Origin of the sequence: uncultured Aquincola sp., assembly GCF_964001545.1 — a bacterium.
Taxonomy (GTDB): Bacteria; Pseudomonadota; Gammaproteobacteria; order Burkholderiales; family Burkholderiaceae_C; genus Aquincola.
In genome coordinates this window covers 1-14,455 of the sequence record NZ_CAXFDV010000863.1, presented here as the reverse complement: position 1 = coordinate 14,455, position 14,455 = coordinate 1, and the positions used below count along the sequence as shown (strand labels likewise).

10 protein-coding genes are annotated in these 14,455 nt (G+C 70.9%); 7 read left to right on the top strand and 3 right to left on the bottom strand.

Translation table 11 applies throughout. The features are described 5' to 3' along the window. The 4 genes from ABNT58_RS29745 to ABNT58_RS29730 form a co-directional block, all read left to right on the top strand. A partial coding sequence (locus tag ABNT58_RS29745) for a hypothetical protein (RefSeq protein ID WP_348756958.1) occupies positions 1–192 on the top strand: 192 nt, incomplete at its 5' end. A 1,496-nt stretch (positions 193–1,688) separates the two neighbouring features. Continuing rightward, positions 1,689–3,584, top strand: a complete 1,896-nt coding sequence (locus tag ABNT58_RS29740; protein ID WP_348756957.1) for a phage integrase family protein — start codon at positions 1,689–1,691, stop codon at positions 3,582–3,584. Between the two features lie 70 nt (positions 3,585–3,654). Further along, positions 3,655–4,647 carry a 2-dehydropantoate 2-reductase gene (locus tag ABNT58_RS29735; protein WP_348756956.1) on the top strand — a complete coding sequence of 331 codons (993 nt, stop codon included), beginning with the start codon at positions 3,655–3,657 and terminating at the stop codon, positions 4,645–4,647. Between the two features lie 110 nt (positions 4,648–4,757). Continuing rightward, complete coding sequence (locus ABNT58_RS29730) at positions 4,758–5,990, top strand: Fic family protein (protein ID WP_348756955.1); 1,233 nt, start codon at positions 4,758–4,760, stop codon at positions 5,988–5,990. A gap of 1 nt (position 5,991) precedes the next feature. Here ABNT58_RS29730 and ABNT58_RS29725 read toward each other — a convergent pair whose 3' ends face one another. Both ABNT58_RS29725 and ABNT58_RS29720 read right to left on the bottom strand, forming a co-directional pair. Beyond that, positions 5,992–7,356, bottom strand: coding sequence for an NAD(P)/FAD-dependent oxidoreductase (locus tag ABNT58_RS29725; RefSeq protein ID WP_348756954.1), 1,365 nt, complete (start codon positions 7,354–7,356; stop codon positions 5,992–5,994). Between the two features lie 43 nt (positions 7,357–7,399). Continuing rightward, the gene (locus tag ABNT58_RS29720) at positions 7,400–8,371 is read right to left on the bottom strand and encodes an MBL fold metallo-hydrolase (protein WP_348756953.1); all 972 of its coding nucleotides are present in this window, start codon (positions 8,369–8,371) and stop codon (positions 7,400–7,402) included. A gap of 79 nt (positions 8,372–8,450) precedes the next feature. On the opposite strand from ABNT58_RS29720, the gene ABNT58_RS29715 reads away from it, so the two are divergent. Continuing rightward, positions 8,451–9,986: a glycine betaine ABC transporter substrate-binding protein gene (locus ABNT58_RS29715; protein WP_348756952.1), complete on the top strand. Its 1,536-nt coding sequence runs from the start codon at positions 8,451–8,453 to the stop codon at positions 9,984–9,986. A 90-nt stretch (positions 9,987–10,076) separates the two neighbouring features. Continuing rightward, positions 10,077–12,608: a chemotaxis protein CheW gene (locus tag ABNT58_RS29710; protein ID WP_348756951.1), complete on the top strand. Its 2,532-nt coding sequence runs from the start codon at positions 10,077–10,079 to the stop codon at positions 12,606–12,608. On the opposite strand, the gene ABNT58_RS29705 is transcribed toward ABNT58_RS29710, so the two are convergent. Beyond that, on the bottom strand, positions 12,605–13,369 hold the full coding sequence (locus tag ABNT58_RS29705; RefSeq protein WP_348756950.1) for an SDR family oxidoreductase: 765 nt from the start codon (positions 13,367–13,369) through the stop codon (positions 12,605–12,607). The two genes, ABNT58_RS29710 and ABNT58_RS29705, sit on opposite strands and share 4 nt — an antisense overlap. Positions 13,370–13,582: 213 nt before the next feature. On the opposite strand from ABNT58_RS29705, the gene ABNT58_RS29700 reads away from it, so the two are divergent. Next, positions 13,583–14,455, top strand: an 873-nt coding sequence (locus ABNT58_RS29700) for a TetR/AcrR family transcriptional regulator (protein WP_348756949.1), incomplete at its 3' end; no start/stop codon positions are given.

Sequence of the window (14,455 nt, the reverse complement as noted above, 5' to 3'; positions counted from 1 at the left end):
GACATGGACGACCGGCCGGTCACTGAACCGCAAGCGGAGCATGTCATCCAGAACGATCGTGAACGCTTGGCCGTCATCGGCGCAGATGAACAAGGCCGTACCGTGGTCCGATTCCAGCGCTCGCTGACCGACCACCAGCGTGAGGCCCTTGCGGCGGTGCTCAGGCAATTCTTTGGCGTGGCAGGTCAGTAGCTGCCGGGGGGTTGGACAGGAAGAGGGGGTTGGACGGTCCAACCCCTTTTTTTTGGCTGCGCGCGCAGAGGTGCCGGTGCTTGGCGGATGGTCCGCCTGAAGGGGCTCAGGCGAAGGACCCGGAGGCCCATGGAGCCATGCCGACGCGCTGGCGTCGTAGCGTAGCGCTCGTACCGTCACCGTGCGTACTCGGACAAGGCTAAACACGGTGGGCTGGCGCGTCGCCAATCCTGGGCGACTTCCCGAAGCGGAAGCGGTTCCTCTGCCGGCGCACTAGGTGTGCCCGCAGCGACGTTGAACCGCCAACGCCATTGCCAGATAAGTCGGGAGCAGCACGAAGGCGGTGCTAGCGCGCGGCGATTGCTGGTGAGCGTGCAACTCAGGCCTTTCAGGCGCCGTGGACCGTCGCATCGGCCGTGGCACTTGGCCGCGGCGCTTGATGGCGGAGGACCAAGGCTGCGGAGCCAGAGGGCAGGTGGCGATGCCGCCAACCCGGTGCTATCTCCTCGGCGTCGAAGAGGCTCATTTGGCGTCTAAGCGCCGAACATGGTCGAGGTTGGCGGCATCTGGCCCGCGCTGATCGAGTGCCAAAGCGGCCGCGCTGTACAGCGTTCGAAGGTGGCCTACCCCCCATTCACTGTTTGCATCACGCCTGCGAATGCAGAGCCCACTGAGCGGCTCTCACTCAGCACCCGTCGGACGGCAGCCGCCCCGCCTGGCCCCACAAAGCGACGCCACAAAAGCGCCCGGCGTCGTAGGCGATCGCCTTGGCCGCCGCGTGACGTCGCTGAACGTCGGGACGGAAACAGTGAAGGCAAGCGGGGGTTGGACGGTCCAACCCTTTCCGTTGCTGCGCCCGGAAAGCGTCAAGGGCGTTCCTGAAAAGTCTCCACCAGGCCGTATGGGCGGCGGTGCCAGGCGGCAGCCGGCCTCCACAGGTTCTGTGAGAGCGGCGGAAGGGACGTGACCCGCCCGTTCTACTCTAGAGCGGGGCGCCCGTCTTCCTGCCGCCTGGGCTGCTGACCCGCATGCCCTCGGTCAGTCGATCGGACGCAACAGCAGAGGCTTTCGCGCGTGCCCACTCTCTCATCCAATGAAGGGTCGCCCGCGCACTGACCCCTGAGCAGCGGCTGCGCTTTGTCGCAGTGTCGACCGCCATCCAGCCCTCGTCAGCCCTCCAACCAAAAAGCGCGAAATCTTTCAGCGTCGCTCGCCTGAGGCCTCAGCGCCTGACGTGTCAGCCGCCGACGGCTACAAACGCTGCAGCAGCTTCCGCTCCTCTCAGCGCCCCGGGCAACGCACGTTGCGGCGGAAGGTGGCCGCTCAGCGCCAAGCCAATCAAGTTCTCGCCCGAATCTGCCTTCCCGAAAACTCTCCGCCCCTGCGCCCATCCGGCTACCGCGTTGGCGCCTCCCAGCCGTCGAGCCAGTACCAAAGTACACTCAGCTCAGTAATCAACCCCCTATAAAACCGACGGCAAATTCTCGGCTTCCTGCATGGACGCGCTTTTTCCCCCCTCGTCGCCTCTGTACGGCCCCGCCGCCCCCCCGGGCGCCACCGTGCGGCTGCACCCCAGCCACTTCGCCTTCATGCGCGCGCTGGTGCAGGGCGTGGCACTGCGCGACGCCTGGGTGCGCTACCTGCAGCCGGGCAACGATGCGCCGCCGGAGCCGGCGCGCATGCGCTCGACGGTGCAGACGATCCGCGATGCCTTCGCGGCGGCCGCCCGACGGGAGCGGCGGCATGGCATCGCGCGGCTGGTGCTGGTCGACCTTCAACGGGTGCCCGACGATGCGGCCGCCCTGCCCAGCCTGGGAGCATTCGCGGCCGAGCGCGGGCTGGAAGACTTCTCCGAGGCCGAGCAGCTGGAGGCCTACCAGGCCGCGCACGGACGGGCGGTGCAGAGGCTGGGTCGCCGCGCACGCCTGGTCGCGCGCCAGCTGGAAGCGCTGCGGTGGCTGGAATCGCTCAGCACGCGGCCCCCGGCGCTGGACGATCCAGTGGACGCCTGGCTCGACCCCCGGCTGGCCGACCGCCTGATGGCGGCGGGCCTGCTCACGCTGCGGCAGTTGAAGCAGCGTGTCGAAGGGGCCACCGGGCGGTGGTGGCGACCGGTGCGGGGCGTCGGTGCGCTGAAGGCGGCGCGCATCGAGCAATGGCTGCGTGACCAGGCGGGCGCCTGGCGTGAGGAGCCCGCCCTGTGTCCCGCGGCCGGCACCCCCGTGCCGCTGGACCATTTCCAGCCCCCACCCGCGCTCGATGGCCGTCTCGGCCGATTTCGCCAGCCGCTGGCGCTGTCGTTGCTGGGCGCGACCACCGATCGCGAGGCCGTGATGGCCTGGCTGCACGGCAAGGCCGCCGCGTCGCCGCACACGCAGCGGGCCTACCGGCGGGAAGTCGAGCGCTTCTGGCTCTGGGCCGTGCTGCTGCGCGGCATCGCGTTGTCGTCGGTGGCCGTGGCCGACGTGCAGGCCTACCTGCACTTCGTGCGCCACCCGCAACCCCAGGACACCTGGTGCGGGCCGCGCCACCAGCCAAGGTCATCACCGCTGTGGCGACCCTTTGAAGGACCGCTGTCGGCCGGCGCCCGGCGGCAGACGATCACCATCCTGCGCAACCTGTACGCCTTCTGGCGGGCGCAGGGCCATGTCAGCGCCAATCCTTGGGAGGGCGCCGCCGCAGGCTGCACGCCCCGCCCGGCGCTGGATGCCGGGCGCAGCCTGTCGGCCCGCCAGTGCGGCTGGGTCGCGCGGCGTCTGCACCGCCTGCCCGACACCGCGGCCACGCTGCGGCTGCGGCTGGCCTGGGGGCTGATGCAGGGCCTCGGGCTTCGGCTGTCGGAAGCCGTGGAGGCGCGCCTGGGCGACCTGCAGGCGCAAGACGCCGCCGACACCGACGCGCTGTGGCTGCGCATCCGCGCGCCCGGTGCCCGCGGCAGGGAACTGCCGGTGCCCGCCGGCTGGGCCGCGCTGTTGCGCGCCTCCTTGGCCGGCCGCGGGCTGCTGCAAGACCCGTTGCACCCCGCCCAGGCCGACGTGCCATTGCTGGGCCAGGCCGCGGACTTCAGCCTGCGCGCCCCCGCTCTGGCTGCCGGCCGCGCCATCGATCCCCGCCAAGGCATCGCCGCGCCCACGCTGGCCGATCAAATCAAGCGCCTGTTTCGTCAATGCGCTGCCGATGCGGCTGCCGCGGGCGAGACGGCCGACGCGCAGGCCCTGCGCCGCGCCAGCAGCCATTGGCTGCGCCACACCCATGGCGTGCAGGCGCTGGCGCAGGGGCTGCCGCTGGACACGGCGCAAGGGCGCTTGGGCCATGCCTCACCCTCCGTCACCGCGCTGTACCAACGGCGGGCGGCTGCAGGCCAGAATCGCCCGGTCACCCCGCCTCACTGAAAGCCCGCGACATGATCCGCTGCCCTTTGCCTTTCCAGTGCCCCGCCTCGATGCCCGCCGGGAGCGGCCGATGAGCGCGCCCCGCCGGATCGCCATCGTCGGCGCCGGCGCCATCGGCGGCTTTCTGGGCACCCGGCTGGCGATGGCCGGCCACCAGGTGAGCGCACTGGCGCGGGGCGATACCTTGCAGGCCTTGCAGCAGCAAGGCTGGCGTCTGCGTGAAGCGGGCGAGCTGCACCAGGCCCCCTGCGCAGCGGCGTCCGCCGACACGGCCGCGCTGGGTCCGCAAGACCTGGTGGTGGTGGCCGTCAAGGGTCCGGCCCTGGCCGCGGTGGCGGGCCAGCTGGCGCCGCTGCTGGCCGAGCACACGGTGGTGCTGCCCGCGATGAACGGCGTGCCCTGGTGGTTCGTGCAAGGCCTGCCGGGCATCGGCCAGGCGCCGCTCGACAGCGTCGATCCCGGCGGCCACATCGGCGCCGCCATCGCCTTGCCGCGTGTGCTGGGCTGTGTGGTGCATGCCGCCACCGGCACCAGCGCGCCCGGCGTGGTGGAACACCGCATGGGGCAGGGCCTGATCGTCGGTGAGCCGGCGGGCGGTGAATCCAGCCGCGCCAACGACTGGGCCGGCGTGCTGCGGGCAGCCGGCTTCGAGGCCACGGCCTCGCCGCGCATCCGCTACGACATCTGGTTCAAGCTGTGGGGCAACCTCACGATGAACCCGGTGTCGGCCATCACCGGCGCCACGGTCGACCGCGTGCTCGACGACCCGCTCGTGCGCGCCTTCTGTTCGGCCGCGATGCAGGAGGCGGCCGACATCGGCCGGCGCATCGGCTGCGCCATCGACCAGGCGCCCGAAGACCGCCATGCGGTCACGCGCAAGCTGGGCGCCATTTCCACCTCGATGTTGCAGGACGTGCAGGCCGGCCGGCCGATGGAGCTGGACGCCATCGTCGGCGCGGTGCACGAGCTGGGCCGCCGCGTGGGCGTGCCTACGCCGAACGTGGATGCGCTGCTGGGGCTGGCGCGGCTCTTCGGGCGGGTGAAGGGGCTGTATCCCGCGTGAATGGCCACGGCAGACGAAGACGGATCCGCAAGCAAACCCGAAGACTCATCGAAAAGATGAAGTGAGACAATCACTTGCGGAACATTTCGCATCCGCAAAGCAAGGCGCACATGATCCGGCACCCTTCGCAGATGGAGCCGCTGCTTCCGCAAGACGCCCAAGCCGGTCAGGTGTTGGAGCTCGCGCACGACTTGCGCGTGGAAGCCACACGGCTGACCGGCGCCTGCCAGAGCGGCGCCAGTGCCGAACTGGCCCAGCTGCTCGGTGCGATGAACTCGTACTACTCCAACAAGATCGAGGGCGAGCACACACGCCCTCTGGAGATCGAGCAAGCTTTGTCGCACGACTTTTCGCAGGACGCCGACAAGGCGCGGCTTCAACGTCTGGCGGTCGCCCACATGGCGACAGAGAACTGGATTCACGAGCAAGCGCCCGACGTGGCGGCCTGCTATGCACCAGACTTCTTGTGCAACATCCACCGCCATCTGTTTGTCCAGCTCAGCGACGCCGACCGTATCGTGCGGCTGCTCGACGCACAAGGCGCCGTCACTGAAGAACTGATCGTCACGCCAGGGCAGCTCCGCAGCCGCCAAGTGCGCATCCAGCACCATGTCGCCCCTGCTGCAGATGCGGTGCCTGCCTTGCTGGCGAGGTGGTCCGCCGTCTACGCCGGCACCCGTCGCGGCGAGCTGCAGGTCGTGGCGGCCGCCGCAGCTCACCACCGCCTGGTGTGGATTCACCCGTTCGCCGACGGCAACGGCCGCGTCTCGCGCCTGCACAGCCTGGCGGTGATGGGCGCCATGGGCTTGACGGGCGGCCTGTGGTCGCCGCTGCGGGGCCTGGCGCGGCAGGCCGATCGCTACAGCGAGCATCTGGGCAATGCCGACCTGCCGCGCCAGGGCGACCTGGATGGTCGCGGGCAGTTGAGCGAGCGCATGCTGCTGGCATGGATCACCTTCTTCCTGCAGGTGTGCCTGGATCAAGTGCGGTTCATGGCCCGCATGCTGAACCTGCGCGACATGCAGGACCGCCTGGGCGCGCTGCTCGCGCACGAAGCGCACGTGGTACGCCGAGGTGTGCGGCTGGAAGCCTTGCGGCCCTTGCACTACCTGTTTGCTACCCAGGGTGAACTGTCGCGCGGCGACTTCGCCAGCATGACCGGCCTGGGCGAGCGCACAGCTACCACGCTGATCGGCAAGCTGTTGGACGCCGGCCTGCTGCGCTCCGATTCGCCACGCGGGCCGGTGCGCTTCGGCATCCCGCTGAATGCGCTGCGCTTTCTCTTCCCCAGCCTGTGGCCAGAGGCAGAAGCCGACGCAGCAGCCGAAGCAGCGCCCAAGTAGCTCAGTGCAACTTCACCGGCGGCCCCGTGCGCGCCATCAGCCAGCCGCCGATGGTGGCCAGGGCGGTGCGCAGCGGGCCGTGCAGCGTGGCCATGTGCTGGCGTTGCAGGCCCCAGTAGGCCCAGCGGGCCAGCAGGCCATCGAGGTTGAAGCCGCCGCCCTGGCCCGGGGTGACCAGGCGGCCCACCGCATGGCGGCGGCCGATCGACACCAGTGAGCCCTTGTCGTCGAAGCGGAAGGCCGGCAGCGGCTCGCCGCGGATGAAGCCGGGCAGGGCGGCGGCCAGCATCTCGGCCTGCTGGTGCGCGGCCTGCGCGCGGGGCGGCACCGCCGGGCCGCCGGGCTGCGGCGTGCACCAGGCGCAATCGCCCATGGCCAGCACGCGGGGGTCCAGCGTGGTCTGCAGCGTGGGCAGCACCTCCAGCTGGCCGCTGCGCGTCAGGGCCAGCCCGTCCAGCTGCTGCAGCACCTGCGGCCCGCGGATGCCGGCGGCCCACACCGTCAGGTCGGCGGGCAGGCTTTGGTCGCCCAGCAGCACGCTGCTGGCGGTCACGCCCGTCACCTTGACGCCGGTGCGCACGTCGATGCCGCGCCGCTGCAAGTCGGCCTGCGCCTGTGCGGCCACCGCTTCAGGCAGGGCGGCCAGCAGGCGCGGGCCGGCTTCCAGCAGGTGGATGCGCACCGGCAGCCCATCAGCGCGGGCGGGGGCCGAGCCGCCCAGGTGCGGCACGAAGCCGGCCAGCGCCGACAGCGTTTCCATCAGCTCGGCCGCCAGCTCCACGCCGGTGGCGCCGCCCCCGACGATGGCGATGCGCACCGGCGTGCGCTCGCGCTGGCTCACGGCCTGCAGCTCGTTGCGTGCCCACAGCGACAGCAGCCTTCGATGGAAGCGCCGGGCGTCGTCGGCGGTGTCCAGCGCCACCGCATGCTCGGCCACGCCGGGCGTGCCGAAGTCGTTGACGACGCTGCCCAGCGCCAGCACCACGGTGTCGTAAGGCACCGCCCGGCGCGGCGCCACGGTGTGGCCGTCGTCGTCCAGCAGCGGCGCCAGCCACAGCTGCCGTGCGCTGCGGTCCATGCGCTCCAGCCGCCCCAGGTGAAAGCGAAAGCCGTGGCGCTGGGCCTGCTGCAGGTAGTCGGTTTCCTGGTCGGGGCCGCCCAGCGTGCCGGCCGCCAGCTCGTGCAGCTGCGGCTTCCACACATGGGTCAGGGCGGCGTCGATCAGCGTCAGCTCGATCGGCAAGTCGGGCCCCAGCCGCTGGCCCAGCCGGGCCGCCAGCTGCAGGCCGCCGGCGCCGCCGCCGACGATCACCAGGCGATGGCGGCCCGAGGGCGGTGCCGCGTCAGCATGCAGAGATTCAGTCATGCCGCTGCTGCGGCAAACACGATGCCTTTCAACGGCCGCCCCCTCAGGCCGAAGGCTGGAAGGCGTAGCCGTTGCCGGCCGGCGCCATGCGGCCGAAGCCCGGGAAGGGATAGTGGAAGCCGCCCATCATCGCGTTGCCGGCGGTGATGCGCTGGAACACCGCGCGCCGTGTCTGGCGGGCCTTCTCCGCATCCATGTCGAAGGTGACGGCCCAGTCGGGGTTGCGCGCGAACAGCGCCGGCACGTTGGTCAGGTCGGCCACGTAGAAGAACTTCTGCCCGGCCGAGGTCAGCTCGAACAGCGTGTGCCCCGGCGTGTGGCCATAAGCCGCGACCGAGCGGATGCCGGGCAGGATCTCCACGTCGGCCTCGAAGCGCTGCAGCTTGTCGGCCGGCATGTTGCCGAAGGTGCGGCGCACGTTCTCGAAGGCGCCCTTCATGCCGGCGGGCGCCGCGCTCATCTGCGCATCGTCCATCCAGAAGGCGTATTCGGCCGCCGGCACCATCACCCGGGCGTTGGCAAACACCAGCTCGCCCGCCTTGTTGCGGATGCCGTTGATGTGGTCGCCGTGGAAGTGCGAGATCAGCACGTTGTCGATGTCGGTGGGCGCAAAGCCCGCCGCGCGCAGCTGCTGCAGCAGCTTGCCGGTGGTGGGGCCGCCGAATTCGCCCAGGCCGGTGTCCACCAGCGTGCGCTTGCCGCCGCTGATGATCAGGAAGGGCGTGTACGGCACGTCGATGTAGTCGGTGGGCAGGTTCTGCGAAGCCAGCAGCGCCTTCACCTCGGCCAGCGGCGCGTTCTTCACGAATTCGGCGGCCAGCGGTCGGCGGGTGATGCCGTCCAGCAGCGAGATCACTTCCACCTCGCCCACCTTCATGCGCGCAAAGCCGGTGGCGGGCAGGGCGGGCGTGCCCAGGTCGGGCGCGTTCTGGGCCCAGGCGGGCACGAAGGAACCGGTGGCGTACAGCGCGCTGGAAGCCAGGCTGGCGCCCAGCAGTTGGCGGCGATTGAGCATGGGGTGAACTCCTGTGGGGTCGACTTATGGAAGAGGCGGTGGATGCGCCATGGGCATGTCGGCTGCTAGCCTACGCGCCATGCACCACACATCCTGGCCCGACGCTACGACACACCGATGGCGCCTGGCGTTCACCGGGTTTTTGCTTTTTTGTGGACTGATCGGTGGTGCAGCCGCCGCGGATGAGCCGCTGCGCATCGGCTCCAAGCGCTTCACCGAGGCGTATGTGCTGGCCCAGGTGCTGGCGCAAACGGCCGCGCCGCATGCCCGCACCGAGGTGCTGGCCGGCCTGGGCAATACCGCCATCGTGTACGAGGCGCTGCGCTCGCGCCGCATCGACCTGTACCCCGAGTACCTGGGCACCATCGACCAGGAGATTCTGAAGAACCCGCGCCCTGGCAGCCTGGAGAGCATCCAGCGCCAGCTGGCGCCGCTGGGCTTTGGCGTGGCCATTCCGCTGGGCTTCAACGACGGCTACGCGCTGGCCATGCGCGAGGCCGATGCGCAGCGGCTGGGCATCCGCCGGCTGTCGGACCTGGCGGCACACCCGGCGCTGCGCATGGGCCTGTCCAACGAATTCATCGGCCGGCAGGACGGCTGGCCCGGCCTGCGCGGCGCCTACGGCCTGCCGCAGCAACCCACCGGCGTGGACCACGGCCTGGCCTACGAGGCGCTGGCGCAGGGCCAGATCGACGTGATGGACATCTACACCACCGACGCCAAGATCGGCCACCTGGGCCTGCGCGTGCTGGAAGACGACCGCCAGTACTTCCCGCGCTACGACGCGGTGGTGCTGTACCGGCTGGACGTGCCGCAGCGCTTTCCCGCCGCCTGGCGGGCGCTGCAGAGCCTGGCCGGCAGCATCGACGAGCGCAAGATGATCGCGATGAACGCCCGCGCCGAGCTGCAGAGCGTGCCCTTCGAGACCATCGCCCGCGACCACCTGGCCGGCCGCACTGGGGCGGCAGAGGAGGGCGCTGCACGCGGCCTGTGGGGCAAGCTGCTGGGCGCCGACCTGGGCCGGCTGGCGCTGCAGCACCTGGGGCTGGTGCTGGCTTCGGTGCTCGCGGCGGTGGCCATCGGCGTGCCGCTGGCCGTGGCGGTGGCGGGCCGGCCGGCGTGGCGCGCGGGGCTGCTGGCGGTGGTGGGCATCTGCCAGACGGTGCCTTCGCTGGCGATGCTGGCGGTGCTCATCTGGGCGCTGGGCCGCATCGGCACCGTGCCGGCGCTGGTGGCGTTGACGCTGTATGCGCTGCTGCCCATCGTGCGCAACACCTGCACCGGCCTGGCCGAAGTGCCTGCGGGCCTGAAGCAGGCCGCCACCGCGCTGGGGTTGCGCCGCGGGCAGGTGCGCTGGCAGATCGAGCTGCCGCTGGCACTGCCCACGCTGGTGGCCGGCGTGCGCACCGCCACCGTCATCGGCGTGGGCACCGCCACGCTGGCGGCCTTCATCGGTGCGGGCGGTTTTGGCGAGCGCATCGTCACCGGGCTGGCGCTCAACGACAACCAGATGATGCTGGCCGGCGCGCTGCCGTCGGCCGCGCTCGCGCTGCTCTTTGAAGGGGCGTTTGAACTGGCCGAACGGCTCTGGTTGCACCGGCGCGGTGCAGGGTAGGGAAATGGCCGTGGGGGCTGCGTCAATTCTTGCGACCACTCGTTACAACTGACGTTAGCCTGACCGTCTCCCTGTTCCACCCCCTGCGCGATGTCTTCCATCACCTACCGGCGAGGTTTCCCTTTTTCCTCTGACGTGGCGGGCCTCGTCGCCCGCATGGACACGGTGGAGGAGCAGCGCGAAAACCTGCAGCGCCTGCAAGCCGTGTGGGACACGCTGGCCCTGCTGGGCCAGATGAGCGGCGCAGTGCCCGACATCGGCAGCACCCGCCGCGCCTTCGAGCAGCTGGGCAGCACGCTGCTCGATGCGCTGGCCACCCGCACGCTGGCGCACCTGCGGCAGGGCCTGCAGTCGCGGGCGCAGGTGGCCATCGACGTGCTGGTGCGCAACCTGTTCGAGCGCACCGCCGACGTCGGCTTCCTGTCCACCGACAGCGTGCTGCGCGAGCATGCCCAGCGCTGCATCGGCGAAGCCGAACCCGACCCGCAACGCCGCGCTGCGCTGGAAGCGCGCTTTCGTGCCTACGTGGCGAAGTACTCGGTGTACGACGACGTGATGCTGCTCTCGCCCCAGGGCCAGGTGCTGGCGCGGCTGCTGGCAACCGACCTGCCGGGGCCGCAGCCCGCCGACATGCCCTGGTGGCCCGAGGCCCTGCGCAGTGGCCGTTACGTGGAACATGCCGGCCCGCTGCCGCTGCAGGGTGGCCGCAGCGGCCTGCTGTATGCCCATGCCGTGCGCGGCGCCAACGGCGCGGTGGTGGGTGTGCTGTGCCTGTCCTTCCGGTTCGATGACGAGATGCAGCGCATCTTCCAGCAGCTGGGCGCGCAGCACGACGCCGGCGCGCTGGCCTTGATCGACGCGCAAGGCCGCGTGGTGGCCAGCGCCGACCCCTGGCTGCTGCCGGTGGGCGCGGTGCTGCCCATGCCGGTGCCGCCGCGCCTGCGCTTTGCCGGGCGCGAGCTGGTGGCCGCACGGGCCCAGCCCACGGGCTACGAAGGCTATGGCGGCCCGGGCTGGCAGGCGCTGGCCGTGGTGCCGGCCGATGCCGCCTTCGAGCCGCCGTTGCCGGGGCAGGGCGATGCGCAGCCGCCGCTGCCCGACGACCTCGACCGCATCGACACCCACAGCCTGTTTGATGCGCAGCTGCAGGCCATCGGCCCGCAGGCCTTGCGCATCGAGCGCGGGCTGGCCCGGCTGCTGTGGAACGGGCGCCTGCGCCAAAGCGAAGAGAGCCTGTCGGGCGCCGCCTTCGCCAGCACGCTGCTGGGCGAGGTGGGCCTGACCGGCGAACGCCTGCGCGGCGTGTTCGACCAGGCCATCGCCAACCTGCACCGCAGCACGCTGGCCGCGCTGTTCGACCGCGTGCGCCACCATGCGCGGCTGGCCATCGACATCATGGACCGCAACCTCTATGAGCGGGCCAACGACGTGCGCTGGTGGGCGCTGGACGATGTGCTGCGCGCCACCCTGGCCGGCGAAGCCGAGGTGCCGCAGGCCGAGGCCGTGCTGGCCCACATCAACCGCCTGTACACCGTGTACACGCTGCTGGTGCTGGTGGATGCGCAGGGCCAGGTGGTGGCGGTCTCCAAGCCTGAAGCGGCGCACTGGCGCGGCCAGGCCATCGACGAGCCCTGGGTGGCGGCGGCGCTGGCCTGCCGCGACGGGCAGGCCCATGCCGTCTCGCGCCATGCACCCACGGCCTTGTATGAAGGCCGGCCCACCTACGTGTTCGGCGCGGCGCTGCGCGATGCGCAGCAGCGGTCGGTGGGCGCCATCGGCATCGTGTTCGACGGCGCGCCGCAGTTCGCGGCCATGCTGGCCGATGCACTGCCGCGCGACCTGCCCGGCTGCGCGCAGATCGTCACCCGCGCCGGCCTGCTGGTGGCCAGCACCGACCCCACACAGCCCGTGGGCCAACCGGTGCCACTGCCGCCGGGCTGGGGCCAGCTGGCGGCGGGTGCCTCGGGCGTGTGCGTGATCGACATCGACGGCATGGCCCATGCGGTGGGCTATGCGATGGCGGGCGGCTACCGCGAATACCCGGTGGCGCGCACCGACAAGGCCGACGACGTGGGCACCCTGGTGCTCACGCCGCTGGGCCACCGCCTGCCGGAGGCCGAAGCGCCCGTGCCCACCTTCGAGGCCCGGCCGCTGTCCGCGCGGCGGGGTCGCCAGCCGCTGCTGCGCGTGGCCGCCTTCCGGCTGGGCGATGGCTGGTTCGGCCTGCCCATCGAGCAGGTGCTGCAGGCGCTGGACGGTGTGCGCGTGACACCGCTGCCCCAGGCCCGCAGCCAGCGCCCGCACCTGCCAGGCCTGCTGTCGTTCGAGCACGAACTGCTGCCCGTGCTGGACGTCGCCCTGCTGCGCGGCATCCACCGCACCGCGCTCGACGACGCACCCATCGTGGTGGCCCAGGCCGCCCCGCAGCACCGCCTGGCGCTGCGCGTGGACGAACTGGGCCCGGTGTTCGAAGTGAACCCCGACGACCTGCAGACCGTGCCCAACGGCACCGAGCGCCTGGTGCAAGGCGCCGGCCGCCACATGCTCACGCTGCTGGATGCGCGCGTGCTGTGGCAGGCGACGTCGGATCGGGGGCTGCCGGCGTCGGCTGCAGCAGCCTAGATCGTCACGCCCCCATCCACCACGATGCTCTGCCCGGTCATGTAGCTGCCCGCCTTGCTGGCCAGGAACACTGCGGCGCCGGCGATCTCGTCGGGCTCGCCGATGCGGCGCAGTGGCGTGGTGGACATGCGCTGCTTGAGCATGGCTTCGTCTTCCCACAGCGCGCGGGCGAAGTCGGTGCGGATCAGCCCCGGCGCGATGCAGTTGACGCGCACGTTGTGCGGCCCCAGTTCCACCGCCAGGTTGCGCGCCAGCTGGAAGTCGGCCGCCTTGGAGATGTTGTACGCGCCGATCACCGGCGAGCCGCGCAGGCCGCCGATGCTGGAGACGATGACGATGGAGCCCTGCCGGCGCTGCACCATCGAAGGCGTCACGAAGTTGATCAGCCAGTGGTTGGCGATCACGTTGTTTTCCAGGATCTTGCGGAACTGGTCGTCCTCGATGCCGGCCATCGGCCCGTAGTAGGGGTTGCTGGCCGCATTGCACACCAGGGTGTCGATGGGGCCCAGCTGGCGCACGGCTTCTTCGGCCAGGTGCTGCAGGTCCTGCTTGCTCGAGATGTTGGCCGGGATGGCGATGGCACGGCCCGCGCCGTGGCGCGCGTTGATGGCGGCGGCCACCTCGTTGCAGGGTTCGGCCTTGCGCGAGGAGATCACCACCCGCGCGCCCTGTTCGGCCATGCGTTCGGCAATCGCCTTGCCGATGCCACGGGACGAACCGGTGATGACGGCCACCTGGCCTTCCAACGAAAAAAGAGACATGCGCGCGCTCCGGGAGTGGGGTTGGGCTGAACCGGCTACCGTACCAGTGCTTCTGAAGCGCGGCATCCACAACAACACCAACCCGGTGTGTAAGGTGGGCGACAAGGGCAAACGCCGACGTACCCGGTCTTCGAAAGGCGGCATGCTGGGCGGGTGGGCCGCCGCCGGTGCGCCCGTATCATCCGCGCAGTTTCGCCAGCCCCTGCCCGCCCCATGAGTTCACCTGCGTTGCCCTTGCGCACGGCCCCCGCCGCCACTGCCGCGCAGACGCCGCGCTTCCAGGAAAAGCGAGAGGCGCTGCTGCAGGCTGCCGTGGCCGTGTTCAACGAACGCGGCGTCAAGGGGGCCACGCTGGCCGACATTGCCGGCCGCGTGGGCCTGGTCACCAACAGCGTGACCTACTACTACCGCAAGAAGGAAGACCTGGCGATCGCCTGCGTGCTGCGCGCGCTGGACCTGCACGACCAGCTGGTGGCGCAGGCTGCGCACGAGGCCGACGTGGCCGGCCGCGTGCGGCGCTATCTGGTGGGCCATGCGCAGGCGCTGGCCGCGGTGGAGCGGGGCCAGCAACCGGCGGTGATGCAGTTCAACGACCTGCTGGCACTGCCCAGCCCGCAGGCCGAAGAGGCCTGGGGCCGCTATACCGACATGTATAGACAAGTGCGCGCGCTGCTGAAAGGGCCGGAGACGGCCGGCATCGGCCGCCGCGAGCTGAATGCCCGCGGCCATGTGCTGCTGTCGGCCGCGTTGTGGCTGCGGGTGTGGCTGTGGCAGTACGAGCCCGACCAATATGCCGATCTGGCCGCGCAGGCGGCCGAGGTGCTGCTGTTCGGGGTGCTGGCGCAGGGGCCGGGCCGGCAGGCCGGCTGGCCGCCGGCGGGCCAGGGTGCAGAGGCCGGCTGGCGCCTGCTGGACGGCAGCGACGCGGCGGCCGATGCCTTCCTGCGCGCGGCCACCGCGCTGGTCAACGAGCAGGGTTATCGCGGCGCGTCGGTCGACAAGATCTCGGCCCGGCTCAATGTCACCAAGGGCTCGTTCTATCACCACCACGACGACAAGGACGCCCTGGTCGCCGAGTGCTTCGAG